The organism is Glutamicibacter sp. GQ173, from assembly GCF_059759215.1.
The window spans coordinates 397,793-418,044 of sequence record NZ_JCAXDT010000001.1 but is presented as its reverse complement, the minus strand read 5'-3'; the positions used below and the strand labels follow the sequence as shown (position 1 = coordinate 418,044).

At 61.0% G+C, this 20,252-nt stretch carries 15 protein-coding genes; 11 read left to right on the top strand and 4 right to left on the bottom strand.

Going from position 1 to position 20,252, the window contains the following annotated elements; translation table 11 throughout:
- Positions 1–183 precede the first annotated feature (183 nt).
- Both AC6CHO_RS01920 and guaB read left to right on the top strand, forming a co-directional pair.
- Entirely contained in the window at positions 184–2,277 is a 2,094-nt protein-coding gene (locus AC6CHO_RS01920) for an acyltransferase family protein (RefSeq protein ID WP_498213391.1), read from the top strand.
- 121 nt (positions 2,278–2,398) lie between these two features.
- Positions 2,399–3,904 (top strand): IMP dehydrogenase, encoded by a 1,506-nt coding sequence (gene guaB, locus AC6CHO_RS01915; protein ID WP_060702166.1) that lies wholly within the window; start codon positions 2,399–2,401, stop codon positions 3,902–3,904.
- A gap of 257 nt (positions 3,905–4,161) precedes the next feature.
- Here the strand turns inward: guaB and AC6CHO_RS01910 are convergent, their stop codons facing one another.
- The 4 genes from AC6CHO_RS01910 to AC6CHO_RS01895 all read right to left on the bottom strand — a co-directional run bounded on the left by AC6CHO_RS01910 (position 4,162) and on the right by AC6CHO_RS01895 (position 7,914).
- Positions 4,162–4,311, bottom strand: coding sequence for a hypothetical protein (locus AC6CHO_RS01910; RefSeq protein WP_498213389.1), 150 nt, complete (start codon positions 4,309–4,311; stop codon positions 4,162–4,164).
- A gap of 321 nt (positions 4,312–4,632) precedes the next feature.
- Entirely contained in the window at positions 4,633–5,193 is a 561-nt protein-coding gene (locus AC6CHO_RS01905; RefSeq protein WP_498213388.1) for a hypothetical protein, read from the bottom strand.
- Between the two features lie 954 nt (positions 5,194–6,147).
- The gene (locus AC6CHO_RS01900; protein ID WP_498213783.1) at positions 6,148–6,564 is read right to left on the bottom strand and encodes a VanZ family protein; all 417 of its coding nucleotides are present in this window, start codon (positions 6,562–6,564) and stop codon (positions 6,148–6,150) included.
- A gap of 135 nt (positions 6,565–6,699) precedes the next feature.
- A complete protein-coding gene (locus tag AC6CHO_RS01895) occupies positions 6,700–7,914 on the bottom strand; it encodes an MFS transporter (protein WP_498213387.1) in 1,215 nt (404 codons plus the stop codon).
- A gap of 111 nt (positions 7,915–8,025) precedes the next feature.
- Between AC6CHO_RS01895 and AC6CHO_RS01890 the strand changes: the two genes are divergently transcribed.
- The 9 genes from AC6CHO_RS01890 (at position 8,026) to AC6CHO_RS01850 (ending at position 20,247) form a co-directional block, all read left to right on the top strand.
- Positions 8,026–8,610: a sugar O-acetyltransferase gene (locus AC6CHO_RS01890; protein WP_498213385.1), complete on the top strand. Its 585-nt coding sequence runs from the start codon at positions 8,026–8,028 to the stop codon at positions 8,608–8,610.
- A gap of 4 nt (positions 8,611–8,614) precedes the next feature.
- Positions 8,615–9,187 carry a TetR/AcrR family transcriptional regulator gene (locus tag AC6CHO_RS01885; protein ID WP_498213384.1) on the top strand — a complete coding sequence of 191 codons (573 nt, stop codon included), beginning with the start codon at positions 8,615–8,617 and terminating at the stop codon, positions 9,185–9,187.
- A 364-nt stretch (positions 9,188–9,551) separates the two neighbouring features.
- The gene (locus AC6CHO_RS01880) at positions 9,552–10,868 is read left to right on the top strand and encodes a BtrH N-terminal domain-containing protein (RefSeq protein ID WP_498213383.1); all 1,317 of its coding nucleotides are present in this window, start codon (positions 9,552–9,554) and stop codon (positions 10,866–10,868) included.
- A 180-nt stretch (positions 10,869–11,048) separates the two neighbouring features.
- Positions 11,049–12,200, top strand: a complete 1,152-nt coding sequence (locus AC6CHO_RS01875) for a GuaB3 family IMP dehydrogenase-related protein (RefSeq protein ID WP_444662807.1) — start codon at positions 11,049–11,051, stop codon at positions 12,198–12,200.
- Between the two features lie 210 nt (positions 12,201–12,410).
- Complete coding sequence (locus AC6CHO_RS01870; protein WP_498213382.1) at positions 12,411–13,220, top strand: SURF1 family cytochrome oxidase biogenesis protein; 810 nt, start codon at positions 12,411–12,413, stop codon at positions 13,218–13,220.
- A 48-nt stretch (positions 13,221–13,268) separates the two neighbouring features.
- Entirely contained in the window at positions 13,269–13,733 is a 465-nt protein-coding gene (locus AC6CHO_RS01865) for a DUF3817 domain-containing protein (RefSeq protein WP_146275639.1), read from the top strand.
- Positions 13,734–13,891: 158 nt separating this feature from the next.
- Positions 13,892–15,478, top strand: a complete 1,587-nt coding sequence (gene guaA / locus AC6CHO_RS01860) for a glutamine-hydrolyzing GMP synthase (protein WP_498213381.1) — start codon at positions 13,892–13,894, stop codon at positions 15,476–15,478.
- 222 nt (positions 15,479–15,700) lie between these two features.
- Entirely contained in the window at positions 15,701–19,933 is a 4,233-nt protein-coding gene (locus tag AC6CHO_RS01855) for a DNA helicase (RefSeq protein ID WP_498213380.1), read from the top strand.
- Positions 19,930–20,247, top strand: a complete 318-nt coding sequence (locus AC6CHO_RS01850; protein WP_498213379.1) for a hypothetical protein — start codon at positions 19,930–19,932, stop codon at positions 20,245–20,247. The genes AC6CHO_RS01855 and AC6CHO_RS01850 overlap by 4 nt, the downstream gene beginning before the upstream one ends.
- Positions 20,248–20,252: the final 5 nt, after the last annotated feature.

Genomic DNA, 20,252 nt, shown 5'->3' with positions numbered 1-20,252 from the left:
CAAGCCATTAATCCCGCGCACGTCATCGCCCTACAGTCTTTGCATTTAATGCCTTGAGGGGGACCAGGGGAGCGCACTTCTGCAGGTGGCCCACAGCGTCGATTGATAATATGGATGGTTGTCTGACGTGTCAAGATCCATGCTGCCGATGACGTGCCCGAGTTCCCGACGGAAGCCTAGCCTGTGACTCACACCCTCGATCAGCCCCGGAACAGTACCAAAAGTGCCGGTTTCCGGGTCGACTTGCAGGGCCTGCGCGCCCTCGCAGTGCTGCTGGTGATGTGTTATCACATCTGGTTCTCCAAGGTTTCCGGTGGAGTGGACATCTTCCTGATGCTCTCCGCGTTTTTCCTCACCTCATCCACCGCACGCAGGATATCCCACGGTGAACGCCCGCCATTGATCACCGGCTGGCTCCACCGCTTCTCCCGGCTCATCCCGCAAGCTGCGGTAGTCATTGTCAGCGTGGTGGTTGCCGCCTGGATCATTTTGCCCAGCACTCGATGGCTGGAACTCATCGACCAGTCCAGGGCCTCGCTGTTCTATCAACAGAATTGGTATCTGGCCAACCACCAGGTCGACTACTACGCCTTCAATACTTCCTCGGCCTCGCCACTGCAGCATTTCTGGTCGCTGTCGGTGCAGGGCCAGATCTTCATTCTCTGGCCGGTGGTCCTGGCGGTCAGCGCTTTGGTCTGGAAGCTGTTCTTCTCCCGCTTCAACTTCGCGTGGGTGGCAGGAGCGTTCTTCAGCGCCATCTTCATTGGCTCGCTGGCCTTCTCCATCAACATCACCGCCAATAACCAGCAGGTTGCCTATTTCAACACCGGTGCCCGGCTGTGGGAATTCGCCCTGGGATCCCTGCTGGCTTTGGCCCTGCCATGGCTTTCAACTCTCCCGGAGAAGATCCGCCGCATCGCAGGCTGGGCCGGAATGATCACCATCGTGGCCAGCGGTGCCGTGCTGGATGTCCAAGGCCAATTCCCTGGCTTCATGGCACTGATTCCCACCATGGCCGCCGCGCTGATCATTGCGGCTCCGGCAACACGTGCTTGGGCCAATCCGTCGGGTGTCCTGTCGCTGAAGCCCCTGATGAAGCTCGGGGATCTGTCCTACGGGATGTATCTGTGGCATTGGCCGATGCTGGTCTTCTACCTTGAGGTCTCCGGCAATCAGAAGGCATCGTTCCCGGCTGGAACCCTGCTGATCGCCGCGTCCATCGCCGCCTCATGGTGCACCACAAGGTTCGTCGAAAAGCCGGTCATCGCCTGGCAGAACAACCTCGCATTCCCGCACTGGATGCCCAGCACCGGGCTCAAGGCCATCAGCCAAATCGCAGTCGTGGCCATCGGGTTGGGCATCGCCAGCCTGTCGGTCACCGCATGGGAAAACAACGTAGAGCACCGCCGGGCGCTGGCCGCGTCACAAACCGCCACCGATAACCCCGGGGCGACGGCCCCCGAGGACTGGGACCCGGCACCGGCGGCCCTGACCCTGCCGCTGGCTACCGAGCTGGCCGACGAATGGCAGACCCCGGGCAACCCCTGTGCAGGGTCCAACAACCCCGATGATGAGCGGATCATGTTCTGCGAGCAGGGCGGCAACTTCGATGGTTCCCCGGATCTGGTCATGCTTGGCGACTCGCATATGCAGCACTGGTCCGCGGCCGCGGCTGCCGCCATGGAGGAATCCGGCGGAAGCTGGATCCTGGTCTTCCACCCGGGATGCCGCTACGGCTCCGACGCCGACCGCGATGAAGCCGAATGCGCCAACTTCCAGGACGCCGCTGAAGAGTACGTCGCTGATCTAGCTCCGAAGATGGTGCTCACCACCGCCAGCAAAACCGTAGCCGCCCCGGATGAGTACCTGCGCAGCCCTGGGGAGCAGGAAACCATCGTGGATCACTATGCCGAAGCCATCCAGCCTTTCCTGGACGCCGGCAGCCAGGTGATCGCGATGCGCGATACCCCGCGCTACACCTACTCCATTCCCGAATGCGTGGATTCGAATCCAAGTCATCTTGAAGCCTGCGACGGCTCCGCCCACGAAGCATTGGCGCAGATCAACCCGGTCCAGGAATTCCTGGCCCAGCACGACTACGGCCAGCAAGTGGTGTCATTGGACATGACAGGCTTGCTCTGCCCCGAGGGGGTCTGCAAAGCTGTGATCGGCAATGTATCGACGTACTTGGATGATTCGCACCTGTCCAAGACGTTTGTGCTCAGTGCCAAGCGCCAGTTTGCCGAAGCCTTCAAGAAGGCTACCGGCTGGCAATAAGTCCTGTCGGAGACCTGGTGGGGCATGAGCTTGGACACAGTGCCCCGCAAGGGAATAACTGCAGCGCCAAAAGGGCTCTACCATTTAACCAACCTCCGTTCTCGCCCCGAAAGGTTCCTACGTGACTGAGTTCAACCCCTTTGCATTTGAAGGACTCACCTACGACGACGTATTGCTGTTGCCTGGCCCGACGGATGTGATCCCTTCGGAAGCTGATACCACCACCCGCTTCACCAAGCGCATCAATATCCAGGTGCCCATCAGCTCGGCGGCCATGGACACCGTCACCGAAGCTCCCATGGCGATCGCACTGGCACGCCAGGGCGGCATTGGCGTGATCCACCGCAACCTTTCGATCGAGGACCAGGCCAAGCAGGTCGACCAGGTCAAGCGCAGCGAGTCGGGCATGATCACCGACCCGGTCACCGTGCACCCAGGCGCCACCTTGGCCGAATGGGATGAGCTGTGCGCACAGTACCGCGTCTCCGGCCTGCCGGTAGTGGACGAGGATCGCAAGCTGCTGGGCATCATCACCAACCGCGATACCCGCTTTGTGGCTCGCGAGCAGTACATGACCACCAAGGTCTACGAAGTCATGACCGGCATGCCGCTGATCACCGCACAGGACGGCGTGGCCCCCGAGAAGGTTATCGAGCTGTTGTCCAAGAACCGCATCGAGAAGCTCCCGCTGATCGACGACGAGGGCAAGCTGACCGGCCTGATCACCGTCAAGGACTTCGACAAGGCCGAGCAGTACCCGCTGGCCACCAAGGACGAGGAAGGCCGCCTGCGCGTGGCTGCCGCTGTGGGCTTCTTCGGCGAAGGCTACGAGCGCGCCATGACCTTGATCGACGCTGGCGTCGACGCACTGGTCGTTGACACCGCCAACGGGCACTCCCAGGGCGTGCTGGAAATGATCGCCCGACTGAAGAAGGATCCTGCTGCTGCCCACGTTGACGTGATCGGCGGACAGGCTGCTACCTACGAGGGCGCCAAGGCCATCATCGACGCCGGCGCCGACGCCATCAAGGTCGGCGTGGGCCCAGGCTCCATCTGCACCACCCGCATCGTTGCCGGTGTGGGCGTTCCACAGGTCACCGCCATCTACGAAGCAGCCAAGGCCGCGATCCCAGCTGGCGTGCCAGTGATCGCTGACGGCGGCCTGCAGCACTCGGGCGACATCGGCAAGGCACTGGTTGCCGGCGCCGACTCGGTGATGCTCGGCTCCCTGCTGGCTGGTACTGCAGAGTCCCCAGGCGACCTGGTCTTCATGGGCGGCAAGCAGTTCAAGGCCTACCGCGGCATGGGTTCGCTGGGTGCCATGGAGACTCGTGGAAAGAACACCTCGTACTCCAAGGACCGCTACTTCCAGGCTGACGCGCCTACCAACGAGAAGCTGATCCCGGAGGGCATCGAAGGCCAGGTTCCTTACCGCGGCCCGCTCTCTGCAGTGACCCACCAGCTGGTTGGCGGCCTGCGCCAGACCATGTTCTACGTTGGCGGTCGCACCGTTCCTGAGCTGAAGGCGCGCGGCAAGTTTGTCCGCATCACCGCGGCCGGACTGAAGGAATCGCACCCGCACGACATCATGATGACCGTTGAGGCTCCGAACTACCGTTCGCGCTAAACCCATCTGAAAATTTCCCGTCCGGAATGGCGCTCAAGCGTTGTTCGGGGCGGGATTTTTCGTTTCAAGAATTTTGAGATGCCATTGTTGCTGCTGAATCAGCTGGGATTCGGTAGGCAAAAGTAACGGCTCCAGACCGGCTACATGGGCACTTCATCCACTTGTCCGAGACCTCTATGGAATCCACGGATGCAGGTCAGCGGGCCTGAGTAGCTCTAGCACTGGCAGGCAGGCGATACCGGCGGGACCATCCCGGGCTACAACGAGCGGAAAGCACCGATGGTGTTTCGACTGATCAGCAATGAACAAAGCACGAACATGATCGTGCTGCGCGATCGTGTCATGTGCTGCAGGTCGGCTTCATCCTGCGGGAGTTCGTGCTCGATGTCCGACTTGCCAGCTGGCATAGATCCGAACTGTGATGGCTTGTGATCCCGACGTCAAGTCCAAGCCAGATGTCGTATTGGGTGTCCGTGACGATCCCGCACCGATAATTTAATCTTTTGATCACAGGTTTGCCTGGCACCCGATGACGGGACACACGTCATGAGGAAACCTCGACGGTCTTGAGCCAAGACCTTTTCAGAAGCCAACACGGGTCCCGGGATCCCGGCGACAACCTATTACGTGGTTGATGGCCAGACTCATGGCGGAAACAAATCACGCATGCATTGGGCGAGAATGTTGGAGAAGACATGGGTGCGCTACGAATTGAGCGAGTTTACTACCTATTTTCTGTTTTCACCCCGTTCTTTCTTTTCAAAATATTTCTTCTTCGTGTTCTCGCGAGCTTGCGGTTTAATTCGATCTAGGTCGTCAGAAAAGTGATCTTTGGTCATGTTCTTAAACTCATCAAAAATCCTCTGCTCTTGTTCTGCAGACGGACCAGGAATCCAACTTCTTGTGAGAATTACTTCTGCCGCATTAATAACTGCAACAATTGCAACGAGTAATATTGCGGCTGTTGTGTCTTTGGTGGTTCCGAAGCCTACAACAAAGGTAATTAGCAAGGCGGCTGAGAATGGCAGGAAGACGAATGCAAGCCCTCCTGGCTGTGTCCGGTTTCGCTGTAAGACTATCGGTCGCTCAATGACAGCGCTCATGACTTCCGCGATGAAGTAGGAACAGAAGAGGGCAACCGCCAATTGCCCGAGTGCGGCATCTAAGTTGAAAACCAGAGTGCATAACCAGGCGAGCACGAAGGCCAGAACGCCTTTCATGGCTCCTGTCATGAGATGGCCGCTGATTGATTGGCCAAGTGATGGGAACCTAGTCTTTTCAATTGCCATACTTCACCCTACCGTTTCGGATATTTGACTAGAAACAGGCCGCGACAACTCCATTGAGTACTAGAGCTGATTCACCGGATCGGTAGCTTCTGGTCCGCTTACGCCCTGAACTGGCTCCATGGGGCGGCTGGCCAAAAGTCCGAGGCCCTTCAGAAGATCGCTTTGGCTTCTTTGACTCATCCGATGATTTTCCAACGGGAATTCCATTCTGTGCCACCTATAGGACAACTTCGCGCCACGTCCTTTTTCGACGTGTGCGGCTCACCTGGCTCTGTGAAAGCCCAATCTGAAGATCCTGAAGCGAGGGCGAGCGTGACGTAGGAAGCCGTGGCAATAGTGCCTATTCGCTTCATTGCGGGGCCGTTTCAGGAATTTGAATGCTTCTTCTTGCGTCGACGATCAATCACGAGCCCGATTCCGCAGAGCACGGCGAAGGCAGCTGTAGTTGTAAGCGAAGAAAAGAGCGACGGATTTTCAGATGAGACCCAGAAATAGGGACTAGCGAAAGCAATCGCGAGGGAGAACGCGAATCCGATTCCTAAGTACATCGTGCGGCCTTCCTATCATTACTCTCGGAATTTAGAAAATTGCACGTTTACATGGGTTTAGATGAGCAATTTAGCAGCTAAACTCGTGAAACCCACCGTAACAAGGTTTGTGGACGAGGCGCGTCATCCTTAAGGAGGAGGGGTGCTCCAGGGGCCAAGCGAGCTTGATTCTGCTCATGCTGATGCGGACCTGCTGTGCACAGGCAGTCCGAAGTTTTCCTCGACGAAGCGCCCTGCCAAGGCTGTCGGTGCTCTGCGAACATGGCGCAGGCAACCCAAAATTGGCTCAGTTATGGGATCAGCTCGCTGCCCGCATGTATCTAGAAACAGCCGATGATGAGCGCAGCGCAATCTTTGAGCGAACGCCAGGGGCCACGACTAATTGACCACGGCTGCGTTTTTCGACTCAGAAATCAGATGTCTTTCGGGCCTTTTGCTTCAATCGAGTTCTAGAGGCGGCAAGCCAAATTGCAGTGCCGAGAGCAGCACCCAAAGAGTTGGCCACGACGTCAGATAGCGTCGCGAACCGGTTAGGAAGAAAGAGTAGCTGTCCGAGCTCAATTAGAGTCGAGGCAACAATCCCGGCAATGAATGCTATCCAGAATCGACGAAGACCCATTCCAAGAAAGATTCCCAGCGGAATGAAGAAGAGAATGTTCGCCGAAAATTCCACGAACCCGTAGTCCACAAAAGCGGGAACGCCGTGGGCATGTAGCCAGTTCAGCGTCCATGCTAGAGCCGGCCCAGCCGAAGAATCGACGGGGACTGGCCAAAACGCTATGGCAATCATCGACAGCAAGTACAGCGATGGCAAAGCCCACATTCGGAGCATCGGGTAGTTGAACTGGGTTCTCAGTGGATTCCTCGGAGCCGATGGTGGATTCGGGTGTCAGAGCGTTGTCCGCAACTAATCACTGAATAGATTCTAATTCTTCGGCAGAGTTTCCTTTGCGGGTTGCTACTTGGCATCCACAAGACGGTTCAGGCGTTCTGAGAAAATCATCCCCATGGCGGCGAGAAGCAGAACAAAGAGCGGGAAGAGCCACAGCCCCACCCAGGAAGACAAGACTCCGAATAGCGGAGGCATCAACGTTGAGCCGAGGTAGGCTGCGGCCATCTGAATGCCAATGATCGCGTGTGAGTTGTGGCGCCCGAAATTGGCCGGAGTCGAGTGAATAATGGCGGGGTAAATCGGTGCTGATCCCAGGCCGGCGATAGCGAGCCCGGCCAGGGCAACGCCGTTGGTTTCCAGCGGCAGCAGGAGCATCAGGCCACCGATTCCCACCATCATGAAGCCGCCGCGAATCAGGTTGCGGTCGCCGATGCGATCAGCGAAGAATCCAGCGAGAAAGCGTCCGCCGGTGATGCCCAGCAAAAAGAATGACGCGAAGGCGGCCGCTGTTGCAGGGTTCACGCCACGATCGCCAGCAAGGTACGTCGTAGCCCAGAGGATCGTCGTGTTTTCTAGCGCGCAGTACGCGAAGAACGCCGCGAGGACCAGCATGACGCCCGGGATTTTCAGGACTTGTGTCAGCGGAATGTGGGCAGGTTCGGTTGTCGGCGCTTTAATGTCATCTGGATCGGCTTCGACCTCAGTGCGGCTGTGGTTCCGCGGGGTCATGGTATTCACTTTGCGCCAGAGAGGCAGGGTGAGGACCAGCGCCACCGTGAGGATGATTTGGATGACGGCAACAACGTTGTAGGCACCAGGCCATCCCATCCCGGACGTCAGGGCTTGGCTCATGATCAAAGGGCTGATCGAGGCCCCCACGCCCCAGAAACTGTGCAGCCAATTCATATGCCGTGCCGCGTAGTGCAGCGCTACGTAGTTGTTCAGAGCTGCGTCTACCGCTCCCGCGCCTAGGCCATACGGAATAGCCCAGAGGCAAAGCATCCAGAATGAGCCGGAGAACGAAAATCCGAACAATGCGGTTGCGGTCAGTCCAACGCTGACTGCCGTCACCGCACCTGCGCCGAATCTGCGGGTCAACCGTTCCGAAGCAAGGCTGGAAAAGATGGTTCCGATGGCAATGACCATGGTGAGGATGCCGGCGAAAGACTGCGGCACGCCAAGGTCTTGATGCATCACCGGCCACCCAGCGCCCACAAGTGAATCGGGGAGTCCGAGGCTGATGAAAGCGAGGTAGATGATGGTCAGGAGTATTGAATACATGGGGCGTTGGTGTCTTTCGCCGTGCCGGGGGGATGGAAGCATCGCCACTGCCTTGACGACTACTCAAATTATATGTACGAGTGTACCCAAATCTCGTGTATATTCGCTCCCATGACTGAGAATTATTTTGAAGGAGACTCCCGCAGCAACCGCGAGCGCATGCTTGCAGGTGACCTGTATATCGCGGATGATCCCGAGAATGAACGTCTGCACCAGCGTGGCGTCCAGCTGGCTGAAGCCTATCGCCGCGCGGATGTCTCGGCGGATCCGCAAGCACGCGGGATCCTCGCAGAACTTGTCGGTACCTTGGGCGAAGGCGCCCATGTAAACTCCCCGCTCTTTGTGGACTACGGCGAGAATCTGCACATCGGAGCCCGCACCTTCATCAACTACAACCTCACCGCATTGGATGTTGCGACCATAACCATTGGTGAAGACTGCCAGATTGGACCCAATGTCCAGCTTCTGACGCCCACCCACCCGATTGACCCGCAACCTCGCCGCGACAAGCTTGAAGCAGCCGCGCCGATTATCCTCGGGGACAATGTCTGGCTTGGAGGCGGTGTAATTGTGTGCCCGGGAGTGAGCATCGGGGAGAATTCGGTTATTGGCGCCGGCGCTGTTGTCACCAAGGACATTCCAGCTAACACCGTTGCCGTGGGCAACCCAGCTCGGGTCATCAGGGCCATTGGATAATTAGATGTCCTCTCAACACTCCTCCACCGGTTCACGCCTGGGGCGCCGCAATGACCCTGAACGCCGCGAGAAGATCATGGATGCGTGTCTTGAAGTGATTGCGCACTCCGGTGTCACGGGCACCTCACACCGAAAAGTCGCGGCCCAGGCAGGCGTGCCGCTCGGGGCGATGACCTACTACTTTGACGGCATGCACGACCTCCTGCACAGCGCCTTCAGCCGATTCGCCACAAGCATCAGCAATGGATTTGAGCGCCAGATGGCCGAGGCAGCCGATAGGGAATCTGCCTGCCAAGCGGTGTTTGAACGGATACTGCAAGCCAGTAGCGGTCAAGGCGATGAACTGATCTTGTCGCATGAGCTATATACCCTCGCCACCCGTGATGCATCCTTCCGCTCCATCACCACCTGGTGGATGGGGCGCAGCCAGTTAGCGCTAGGGGCCCACTTCGACCCGCAGACCGCCCGTCTGCTGGACGCCATGATCGAGGGGCTGACCATTCACAGGGCCCTGGACTCAGAAGCACGCGACCCTGAAGAAGTCCGAAGCGCCATCGCTCGCATTACCAACCTTTAGATAACCGCTACTCAATAGTTCACCTGTTCCCTGAAAGGCAGGAAACCCCGAAGGGCGCAAAACGAGATGGTGGCGGAAAATCTACTGCTCCCGGGAGAATCCGTCGGCGCGGGAAACTTCCAACGGGCACCCGGAACGCCACGGAAATGACGGCGGATCACCGCCCTGGGGAACAAAGCGCCTTGGCCTGCTTAGCTGATGGCAGGGAGAATAACGGGCGCAGAGGCTGCCACCCTGAGCCAGACATTTCTCACCACGGATAGCGACCGGGGACTGATCGACCACGCGTAGAATTATGGGCAAACAGCACCAATCGGCGCGGGATCCCGCGGACTGTGCGCGACCGCCAATAAAGGACTACATTTTGGGCCAGCCAGCCAACCTGAAGAAGCAAGCACGAGAACGCATGGCGCGCACGGGGGAGAGCTACACCACCGCGCGCAAGAACATCCTCACCGGGAAACCGGAAAGCCCTAAAGCTGCTCGTGCTGCCCAGGCACGTGACTACGCCAAAGAAGCCAGGGAAGGAAAAATCGGGGCCAAGCCCAAGGCTCCTAAACCTGCACCCGCGCCAGCTCCGCAAGACGAACTGCCGGAGTACCCGGCACCAGAAGATGTCATCCAATACGATGCCGCGCTCTGGCACCGCGTCCTGGTTCAAGCCGGCGTCACCAATCCGTTGACCAGCGCTCCACTGAGCCAGGCACTGCTGGCAGGGCTGGCAGGCGGCATCGGCTTCATGGTCTTCACCTTTGAATATGCCGAATCCACCACCGCGACCCTGGTCACCCGTGCCCACCCGGAGCCATATACCCAGAACCTGCTGGCTCGCTGCGGTGCCAAGATCAATGAACGCACCACTGGCTCCGCCCAGAAGGCTGCCGAATACATGGATGCAGCACTGGATGCCGGACGCGCTGTAGTGGTTCGAGTAGCCATCAACGCACTGCCATGGATTGATGGCAATGAAGTTGATGAAGCTGAAACCATTGACCTGGTTGTCGTGGGGGACCACGAAGATGATCTGCTGGTCGATGATGGCTCGGGCCTACTGAATGTCATCAGCCCAGAGGACCTGGCATTCGCCCGGGCCAAGCGCAAGAAGGAAAAGCACTGGCAGGCATGGGTGCCTTCCACGCGCTCGCCGGAGGCGGAAACCCTGGCCGCCAATGCACTGGAAGCCATCGAGGAAACCACCTCGCGCCTTTTGGGAACCCGCGAGCTCTCCGGCATTCCGGAGCACTTCGCCAAGAACTTCGGCATCACCGGGATGCACAGCTTTGCAGCCCGGCTGCGCGACACCACCACCAAAACCGGATGGACTCGCATGTTTGCCGACCCTGAACGACTAGCCGGTGGCATGAACCAGCTCTCCGGGTTCCTCACGGACACGCGTTTTGGCGGCGAAGGCGCTTTGCGCGGACTCTACGCGGACTTCCTCGACGAAGCTTCCGGCCTGCCAGGATTGTCGGCACTGGGCGAGCACAGCGCAGACTACGTGCAGCTGGCCCAGCTCTGGGATGAATTCGCGGACCTCGTCGATCCAGAAGTCGCGGTGGACGATCGCAGTGCAATGTTTGAGCGAATGGCCGAGGCCATGGACCGGATTGCCGAAGCCGAACACCAAGCAGCGTCGGCGCTGGCACGTACCGCTCAATCCTTGGTTCCGAAAACTCAATAAAAACGAAACTATTAGTTTCTCAGCCCTGCCCTGCGGTGACCAGCTTTCACCGCAGGGCAGGGTATTTTCGTCTGTTCCGGTGACAGTTTTGTTGCTATGAGGGGCTTTAGAAACGTCACGACAGAGTGCCCTAGCTCTATGAAAAGCGGGAATTCGGCCGAGACTTGGTAACCTAGTTAGGTGAGCAATGAGATTGAGATCGGCCGCGGCAAGCGGGCACAGAAGGCATATTCCCTGGACGACGTAGCGATCGTACCGAATCGCCGTACCCGTGATCCGAAGGACGTTTCAGTGTCCTGGCAGATTGACGCATTCCAGTTTGACACCCCTATCCTGGGCGCACCGATGGACTCGGTGACCTCGCCGGCCACCGCCATTGCCCTGGGCAAGCTCGGCGGCTTGGGCGTGCTGAACCTCGAAGGCCTGTGGACCCGTTACGAGAACCCGGAAGCCGTGCTGGCCGAAATCGCCGGTTTGAAGTCCGAGGCGGCAACCCGCAACGACCCGATGATCACCGCCAAGCTGCAGGAACTGTACTCGGCACCCATCCAGCCGGAACTGATCACCTCGCGCATCTCCGAGATCCGCGACTCCGGCGTTGTTGTTGCCGGATCGCTGACTCCACAGCGCACCCAGGAGCACTACAAGACCGTAGTTGCTGCCGGCGTAGACATCTTTGTCATCCGCGGTACCACCGTTTCTGCTGAGCATGTCTCGAAGACCACGGAACCACTGAACCTCAAGCAGTTCATTTATGAACTCGACGTCCCTGTCATTGTTGGAGGCGCCGCTGGCTACACCCCGGCAATGCACCTGATGCGCACCGGTGCTGCCGGTGTCCTGGTCGGCTTCGGTGGTGGCGCTTCGTCGACCACCCGTCGTACCTTGGGCATTCACGCGCCGATGGCTACCGCCATTGCAGACGTGGCTGCTGCACGCCGCGATTACATCGAAGAGTCCGGCGGACGCTATGTCCACGTCATCGCCGATGGCGGCATGGGCAACTCCGGGGACATCGTCAAGGCCATCGCCATGGGCGCCGACGCTGTCATGCTCGGCACCGCACTGGCTCGCGCCGAAGAAGCACCGGGCGCCGGCTACCACTGGGGCATGGAAGCAGTTCACGAGGCCAGCCCACGTGGCGACCGTGCCAAGGTTGGCACCGTCGGTTCGCTGGAGAAGGTCCTCTATGGCCCATCCCATGAAACCAACGGCACCTCCAACCTGGTTGGCGCACTGCGCCGTTCGATGGCCACTACCGGCTACTCGACCCTGAAGGAATTCCAGCGTGTAGACGTGGTGCTTTCCCCATACGAGTCTGACCGCTTCTGATCTCCAGGATTCGAGCCCAGTTCACGAAAATGAACTGGGCTCGATTCGTTTAACGACGTCGCCCCTCGGGTCTGCGTGTGCAGCCTTGGGCGCTGGAACTCAACGAACAACTTGCGTGGTTCGTTCCCAAGAACCAAAAATATGGTTGTTAGGCCAATCTCACGCCCTCATTATTTCGAGTTCTACACCAAATAGAAGTACGGTTAGAGGGTGTTTAAAACCGCTCTGAAGCCCAAGTGGATCGGCGCCCTCATTGCCGCGCTCGCCCTCGCCACCGGATTCGTCGCCCTCTCGGGTTGGCAGTTCGGCGCCTCCGAGAGCGAGCCCATCGTCAAGGTCGACAAGACCGAGAAGCCGGTAGAACTGATCAAGCACCAAGAGGTCGGCACCGAGCTTCTGGGCACCAAAGCGGACCAGATCGTCACCTTCACCGGTGAATTTGTTCCCGGAACCGACCGGCTCATCGACGAGCGACTCGAAAACGGCAAAAAAGGCGTCTGGGTCATCAGCGAATTCAAGGTTGATGGCGCGGAGCAGGAGGCCGGCATCGCGGTAGTGCGCGGCTGGCAGCCAGAGGAAACCACGCCCTCGGCAGCGCCTCAGGGCGAACTGAAAATCACCGGCCGCCTGCTGCCGAGCGAAGGCCCGGAGAACGAGCACGACCTGCGCAGCAAGACCCTCCCATCGATCGCTTCGGCGCAGCTTGCGAATATGTGGGATTCGGTCCTTTATGACGGATTCATCTCGGCCCACGAGATCACCACTATCAAGGGCGAGAGCGTTCAACAGCCTGGCATCGGCATGATCTACGTCGGGCCACAGCCACAGGAAGCCCAGGTTAACTGGCTCAACGTCTTCTACGGAATCGAATGGGTGCTCTTCGCCGGCTTCGCAGTCTTCCTCTGGTACCGCATGGTCCGCGATGATTATCAGCGGGACCTCGACGAGATTGCCGAGCGGGCCGCCCAAGCCCGCGACGCAGGCACCGAACAGAGCCCGCCGGGCACCACGAACGACTAGCATCACGCATTACCGACCTCTTTCATGACTCGGAAGGAACCACCAGCCATGTCCAGCACCACCCCCGCACCGAAGCCCCGGAAATTTGGCGGCACCCCAGCGCAGATTCGCAGCGCCGCAAAGTTCTACAAGGTCTTTGCCTACATCACCGGTGTGATGCTGTTGCTGCTGGTCGTGGAGATGATCTTCAAGTACTTCTGGTCCCTGGAACTCTTTGTCGGCGGCACCCTGGCAGACGGGGCAGCGAACTCCATCGGCCTGTACAACCGCGCTGAAGTGGTCGGGGGAGCAAACATCTCCTTGGGCATCCTGATCGCCCACGGCTGGCTGTATGTTGTTTACCTGTTCTCTGACTTCCGCCTGTGGTCGCTGATGCGCTGGCCATTTATGCGCTTCATTACGATCGCTCTCGGTGGCGTGATTCCATTCCTGTCCTTCTACACCGAGTCCAAGGTGCATGCAGAAGTGGACCGCGAATTGGCAGCCCACCCCAAGGCCGCCAAGCGCTACTAATCGGGCAATAAGCCATCAGCCAGCGGGCGAACCAGAACACCTGGTTCGCCCGCTGTTTGCGTTCATGTCCTGTCCCCGGGTTGGCGGCTTGGCGCTTGGTGACGCTGATGACAGTTCTTCGGCTGTTTCGCGGGCGGCGAACCGCGTAGACTGTAACGGTGACTACTGCTCCCCTCAATCCAGAACATAAGCCGGTTCTGGTCGTCGACTACGGGGCCCAATACGCGCAGCTTATCGCTCGCCGCGTACGCGAGGCCCGTGTGTACTCGGAGATCGTTCCGCACACCCTGTCCACCGAAGCCATCCTGGCCAAGAACCCTGCAGCGATCATCCTCTCCGGTGGTCCCTCCAGCGTCTACGCCGATGGCGCCCCTTCCGTCGGGGCCGACCTGTTTGAAGCCGGCGTGCCGGTCTTGGGCATTTGCTATGGCTTCCAGGCCATGGCCAACGCCCTGGGCGGCACCGTAGCGGAGACCGGCCTGCGCGAGTACGGCCGCACCGCAACCGCCTTTGACGGCGAAGCACGCTCCATTCTGGCAGGGGCCGCACAGGCTCCCACCGTGTGGATGAGCCACGGCGACTCCGTTTCCGTAGCTCCAGAGGGCTTCGAAGTACTGGCCACCACCGCTGGTGCTCCGGTCGCAGCTTTCGCCAATGAGGCAAAGCGCCTCTACGGCGTGCAGTGGCACCCGGAAGTCAAGCACTGCGAGTTCGGCCAGGACGTCCTGGAGAACTTCCTGTACAACGGTGCGGGCCTGGCCGGCGACTGGACCGCCGACAACATCGCCGAGGAGCAGATCGAGCGCATCCGCACCCAGGTGGGCACCGGCAAGGCCATCTGCGGCCTGTCCGGCGGCGTAGACTCCGCTGTTGCAGCTGCCCTGGTGCAGCGCGCCATCGGCGACCAGCTGACCTGTGTCTTCGTCAACCACGGCCTGCTGCGCGAAGGCGAAGCAGAGCAGGTTGAAAAGGACTTTGTCGCTTCCACCGGCGCCAAGCTCTACATTGCCGACGAGCGCGAGCGCTTCTTGACCGCTCTGGACGGGGTCACCGACCCGGAGACCAAGCGCAAGATCATCGGCCGCGAATTCATCCGCGCCTTCGAAGCAGCAGAAGCGGCGATCATCGCCGAAGCAGCTTCCGAGGGCGAGCCGGTGAAGTTCCTGGTCCAGGGCACCCTGTACCCGGACATCGTCGAATCCGGCGGCGGCGAAGGCACCTCGAACATCAAGAGCCACCACAACGTGGGCGGCTTGCCAGAGGACCTGCAGTTCGAACTGGTCGAGCCGCTGCGCACCCTGTTCAAGGACGAGGTCCGCGCCGTAGGCCGCGAACTCGGCCTGCCAGAGGAAATCGTCGGCCGCCAGCCGTTCCCCGGCCCGGGCCTGGGCATCCGCATCATCGGTGCGGTCAACGAGGAGCGCCTGTCCATCCTGCGCAAGGCCGACGCGATCGCTCGCGCCGAGCTGACCGCTGCAGGACTGGATGAGGATGTCTGGCAGATGCCGGTAGTGCTGCTCGCCGACGTTCGCTCGGTAGGCGTGCAGGGCGATCACCGCACCTACGGCCACCCGATCGTGCTGCGCCCGGTATCCTCCGAGGACGCCATGACCGCGGACTGGTCGCACCTGCCCTACGATCTGCTCTCGAAGATCTCCAACCGCATCACCAATGAGGTCGATGGGGTCAACCGAGTGGTGCTGGACGTGACTTCCAAGCCGCCAGGAACCATCGAGTGGGAGTAATCCCGCAATACTGCTAGTCCACGCAGCTTCGGCTGGCGGATCGGAAGCGGAACCGGCATGCCGGTGAGCTGCACCTCAAACAGGTGCGCTCACCGGTTGCGGTTCCGCTTCCCGCAGTTAAAACGTGTTTCGCATCCCTGATCTGCCGGGCTTGTGCACTACGTTAGAAAGAGGCGCCTCTGCACCGCAGTGCGCCCGAAAGTGGTCGGTTCAGTGAAGGGAATGACTGTCGTGGCTAGTGGACAGAATGCTGCCGCCGAGCGGGTAGCAACCTGGGTGAAATCCCTGGGACAAAGCGCGGGTGCAGATACCACCTTGCGGTTTGCCCCGTCGACGTCCAACAGCATCGACATCACCCATGCAAATCCCTCCGGGCTGGCGCAATTTCTTGCCGGACGGCGCACCCGGCTCTCTACGCTGCTGCATGATGCCGAGCAGTATGCCACCGCGCGGCGCACCGCCCGCGCCCTGGCCTCGAAGATCAGCGAGCTCTGGGAAGAGCGCGGCATCGATGTCGGCTACCTGGCCGCCGGTGTCGCCAACTGGCGTGCCGTGCACGAGGGCAAGAGCGAACCGGTTTCCGCGCCGATCATGCTGGGCCGGATCACCCTGACCAAGCACGTTGATGCCGACGACTACGACCTGCAGCTTGTTGGCCGTGCCACCGTCTCCCCAGCATTCGTCCGCCAATTCGAGGCAGACCACAACGCCAAGGTGGATGTCAGCGCCGTTGACTCCGCAGCCTACTCCATTGCCCGTTTTGATCCGGTGCGCGGCATGGACGCGCTGCGCCACCAGATGGCAGAAGTGCCCGGCGTGGTCGTGGGCCACCGGCTGCTGCTGTCCACCTTCTCCGAGCTGATGGACCCGGCAGACCCGGCCAAGCTCACCGGATCGCACCCGGTCATCGAGGCGCTGATCCGCCAGGACCTGAGCGAAAAGCAGGCCAAGGACTCCGCTGACTCCAAGGCCTCCGAAGCCCTGGCCAACCTGGTAGCAGCCAAGCCGGGAAACACCGCGGCGGCCAAGCCTGAAGCCCCCAAGCCGGCCGGCGCCGCCAGCGGCGACGCGCCCGAAGCGGCAGATGCCAAGCCCGAGGAGGCCAAGTCCGCCGAAGAGGGAGGCTCGCGTCTTCGCCGGGTGCGCAACATCCTCAAGGACAGCACCCGCCCGCGCAAGCAATCCGATGCCGGCGCCGTGGACGAGCCTTCCACCCGCAAGGTCCACACCGGAAGCAGCACCCTGGTCAAGTCCTCGGATGAACGCGACCCGGAAGACGAACTCTACCTGCTGGATGCCGATGAGTCGCAGTCGAAGATGCTCGACTACGTCGCCGCCGGGGAATCGGTAGCCATCAATGCGGCCGCCGGCACCGGTGCCACCCAGACCGCGCTGAATGCCGCCGCGCTCTTGGCCTCGCAGGGCAAGCGCGTACTGGTGGTGGCCGAGCAGCGCTCAGCCGCCGAAGAATTCGTGACGCTGTTCAACGAACAGCTGGATGCCGCGAGCCTGTTGCTGGAACCCAATGAGGATCCAGAGCAGCTGCGCACCCTGCTCACCAAGGCCATCTTGCGCAACGAGAAGGCCAGCGAGCCGCAGCTCGGCTCGCTCTTCAAGCGCCTGCGCGAATCCCGCCACGCGCTGCACGAACACGTCAAGTCGCTGCACTCGGTCCGCAGCCGCTGGGGCTGCTCGCCGTACCAGGCCATGCAGGAGCTGGCGCGGCTCTCCGCGCTGGAACCGGCGCCATCAACCACCGTGCGCCTGAAGCGCTCGGTCCTCGATTCCATGGGGCAGCGCGGCCATGTTGCCGCGCAGCTCAAGCGCGCGGCACAGCTCGGCGCGTACTCCAAGGAGCACACCACCAGCCCATGGCACGGTGCGCCGCTGCGCAATGCCGAAGCCACCGAACAGGCCCTGAACCTGGCCAGCGGCCTGGGCCGCGACCTGCCAATTCTCCACGAGCACATGGAGAAGATCGCCAAGCAGTCGCAGATCCGCCTGGAAGACAGCTACGACAAGTGGGGCGACCAGCTCCAGCTGCTCGTCGCCGTGCGCGGTTCGCTGGACAAGTTCGAATCGGACATCTTCGAGGGCGACATCGACGATCTGATCGCGGCCACCGCCACCAGCGCATGGCGCCGCGAGCACGGCGTGGAAATGGGCTCCATCGTCCGTTCCCGGCTGCGCAAGATCGCCAAGGAATACGTCCGCCCGGGCATGCACGTCGCCGACCTGCAGGCAGCCCTGCAGGCAGTATCGGTGCAGCGCGACGCCTGGCGCGCCATCGCCACCAGCCAGCGCAACCCGCAGGTTCCCGGCGGATTGCTGGATGTTGAAGCCGGCTACCATGACGCAGGAGCCCGGATCGACAAGCTGGCGGGCATGCTTCCAGCGGCCCTGGGCTCGCGCTTGCGCGAAATGCCTATCGCCGAGCTGCTCGATACCATTGCAGCGCTCGTTGACCGCCGCGAAGATCTGGGAGAACTGCCCGAGCGCACCCTGATCTCCGAGCAGCTGGCCGAAGCCGGACTGGGCGATCTGCTGGACGACTTCGCCGAGCGCGAGATCGACGCCGACGCGGTCGACAGCGAACTGGAACTGGCCTGGTGGCAGTCCGTCCTGGACGCCATGATTTCCGGGGATGACTTCCTGGCGATGAACGACGGCTCCAAGCTTGAGAAAATCGAAGCCGACTACCGCCTGGCCGACGGCGCGCATATCGCTGCCGGCCCGCAGCGCATCCGCTGGGCCCTGTCGCGCAACTGGAAGGCCGCCCTGGCCGACCACCGCGCCGGTTCGCGGGCCTTGCGCGAGATGCTCAAGTCCGGCAACCCGAGCATTGCCGGCCTCTTGCAGCTCGGCGCCCCGCTGGCCAACTCGCTGACGCCGGTGATCGTTTCGGCTCCGCTGCTGCTGGGCAGCGCGCTGCCCGAAGACGCGGAATTCGACGCGGTCATCCTCCTGGAAGCCAACTACCTTGCCCTGCGCGAGGTCCTTGATGCCTTGCGTCGCTCCAGCCAGGTCATCGCCATCGGCGATGAAATGCTTGGCGGGCCAAAGCGCTTTGAAGTGTCGGTTGACCCGACCGCCCGCGCGGTGGAACTCCAGCAGGAGCGTTCGGCGCTCAGCGCGCTGAACAAGGTCCTGGTTTCGGGTTCGCTGTCCACCGTGTACCGGGGGATTGACGAGGGACTGGTGGAGCAGCTGTCCAACACCTACTACGACTCCAGCATCTCGCGCCTGCCGATGGCCGTGAATATCAGCGGCAATTCGCCGCTGCTGCGCAGCGAGTACGTGCCTGACGCCACCGGTTCGCTGTCCAATAGCGAAGATGGCGTGCAGACCACCGCGGCCGAGGTGGCTCGCGTTGTCGACCTGGTCTTCGAGCACTTCAAGAACCAGGGCCGCGAATCCCTGGCGGTCATCGCCTCGAATCGCAGCCACGCGGCAGCCATTGCCGAAGCCATTCGGGTCCAGCTGCCAAATCACAAGTACGCCATGGACTACCTGCGTTCCAAGCAGGAACCATTCGTTGTGACCACCATGGATCGCCTGATCGGCCTGCGCCGTGATGCCGTGATCTTTGCCTGGGGCTATGGCCGCACTCCGCACGGCAAGACCTTGCACGAATTCGGCGCGCTGTCCCGCGAAGGCGGAGAACAGCTCTTTGTCGCTGCGATGACTCGTTCGCGAAGCCGCATGACCCTGGTCTCCAGCCTGTTGCCAGGCGATGTGGATCTGAACCGCGTCTACCGCGGCGCCCGCCAGTTCTTCGAGCTCTTCGGCCGCGTTGAGGCCGGAGACTCGGGAGTCAGCGCCATGCGCAACCCGCGCTTTGACCCGCTGGTCTCGGACCTGGCACGCCGCCTGCGCGAACGCGGGGCTATCGTCTCGGAAGACTACCGCGGCGTACTCGACCTCTCGGCCCACGTCTTTGATGCCGCTGACACTGGAATCCGCCCGTTGGCGGTAGTGTATGACGGCACCGAACACTATTCAGAGCTCACCGTTCGCGAGCGCAGCCGGCTGCGCCCGGAATTCTTCGAGAAGCATGGCTGGCGCTACGTCCCGCTGTGGACCATTGACGTGTTCACCGACCCGGGAGCCGTCACCGAACGCCTGGCCAGGGCCCTGGCGCTGAAATCATCCAGCAGCCCGGCACCTTCCGGGGATTCGCCTTCGCGCAGTGCTGTGGCAGCAGCCCGCCCGGTGTCAGCCCGCGAGGTGACCACCGAACCAGCGCCCAAGGAAAAGACCGGATTGCTAAAGACGGCGAAGTCCAAGCTGGAGACCAAGCAGGGTGCGGCCGGCGAGCCTTCTGGCGAGAAGCAGGCTGATGGCAAGGAAGCCAAGGCCGCGGAAACATCCGCTGCCGACGCGCAGGCGAGCGACACACCGGCACCGGTTCCAGCCAGCCAGTCCGCTGAGCGGTCGGAGCCCAAGGAGTCATGACTTCTGAGCAAGAACCAACGCGCGGCCGCCGCAAGCGGCCGCGCGTTGTCGCACCACCACAGCATTTGGAACAGCGCGTTCAACTTACCGGAAGCTACTCGCCGGTCCCGCACCCGGCCTCGGTTGACCGTGCCTTGGCGGACCCGCAATCCGCTGATGGCCCGGCCTCGGCTACTGCCCGAAACCCGGCGCAACGCAGCGCTGATCCATTGGCTGAATTTGTCGCCAAGGACCAGGACCCTCGGATGTGGGGCGAAGCGAAAGAAGATCTCGCCGAGCTCATGAAGCGGGAAAAACCGCCGCACTGGGGCTGAGCGCC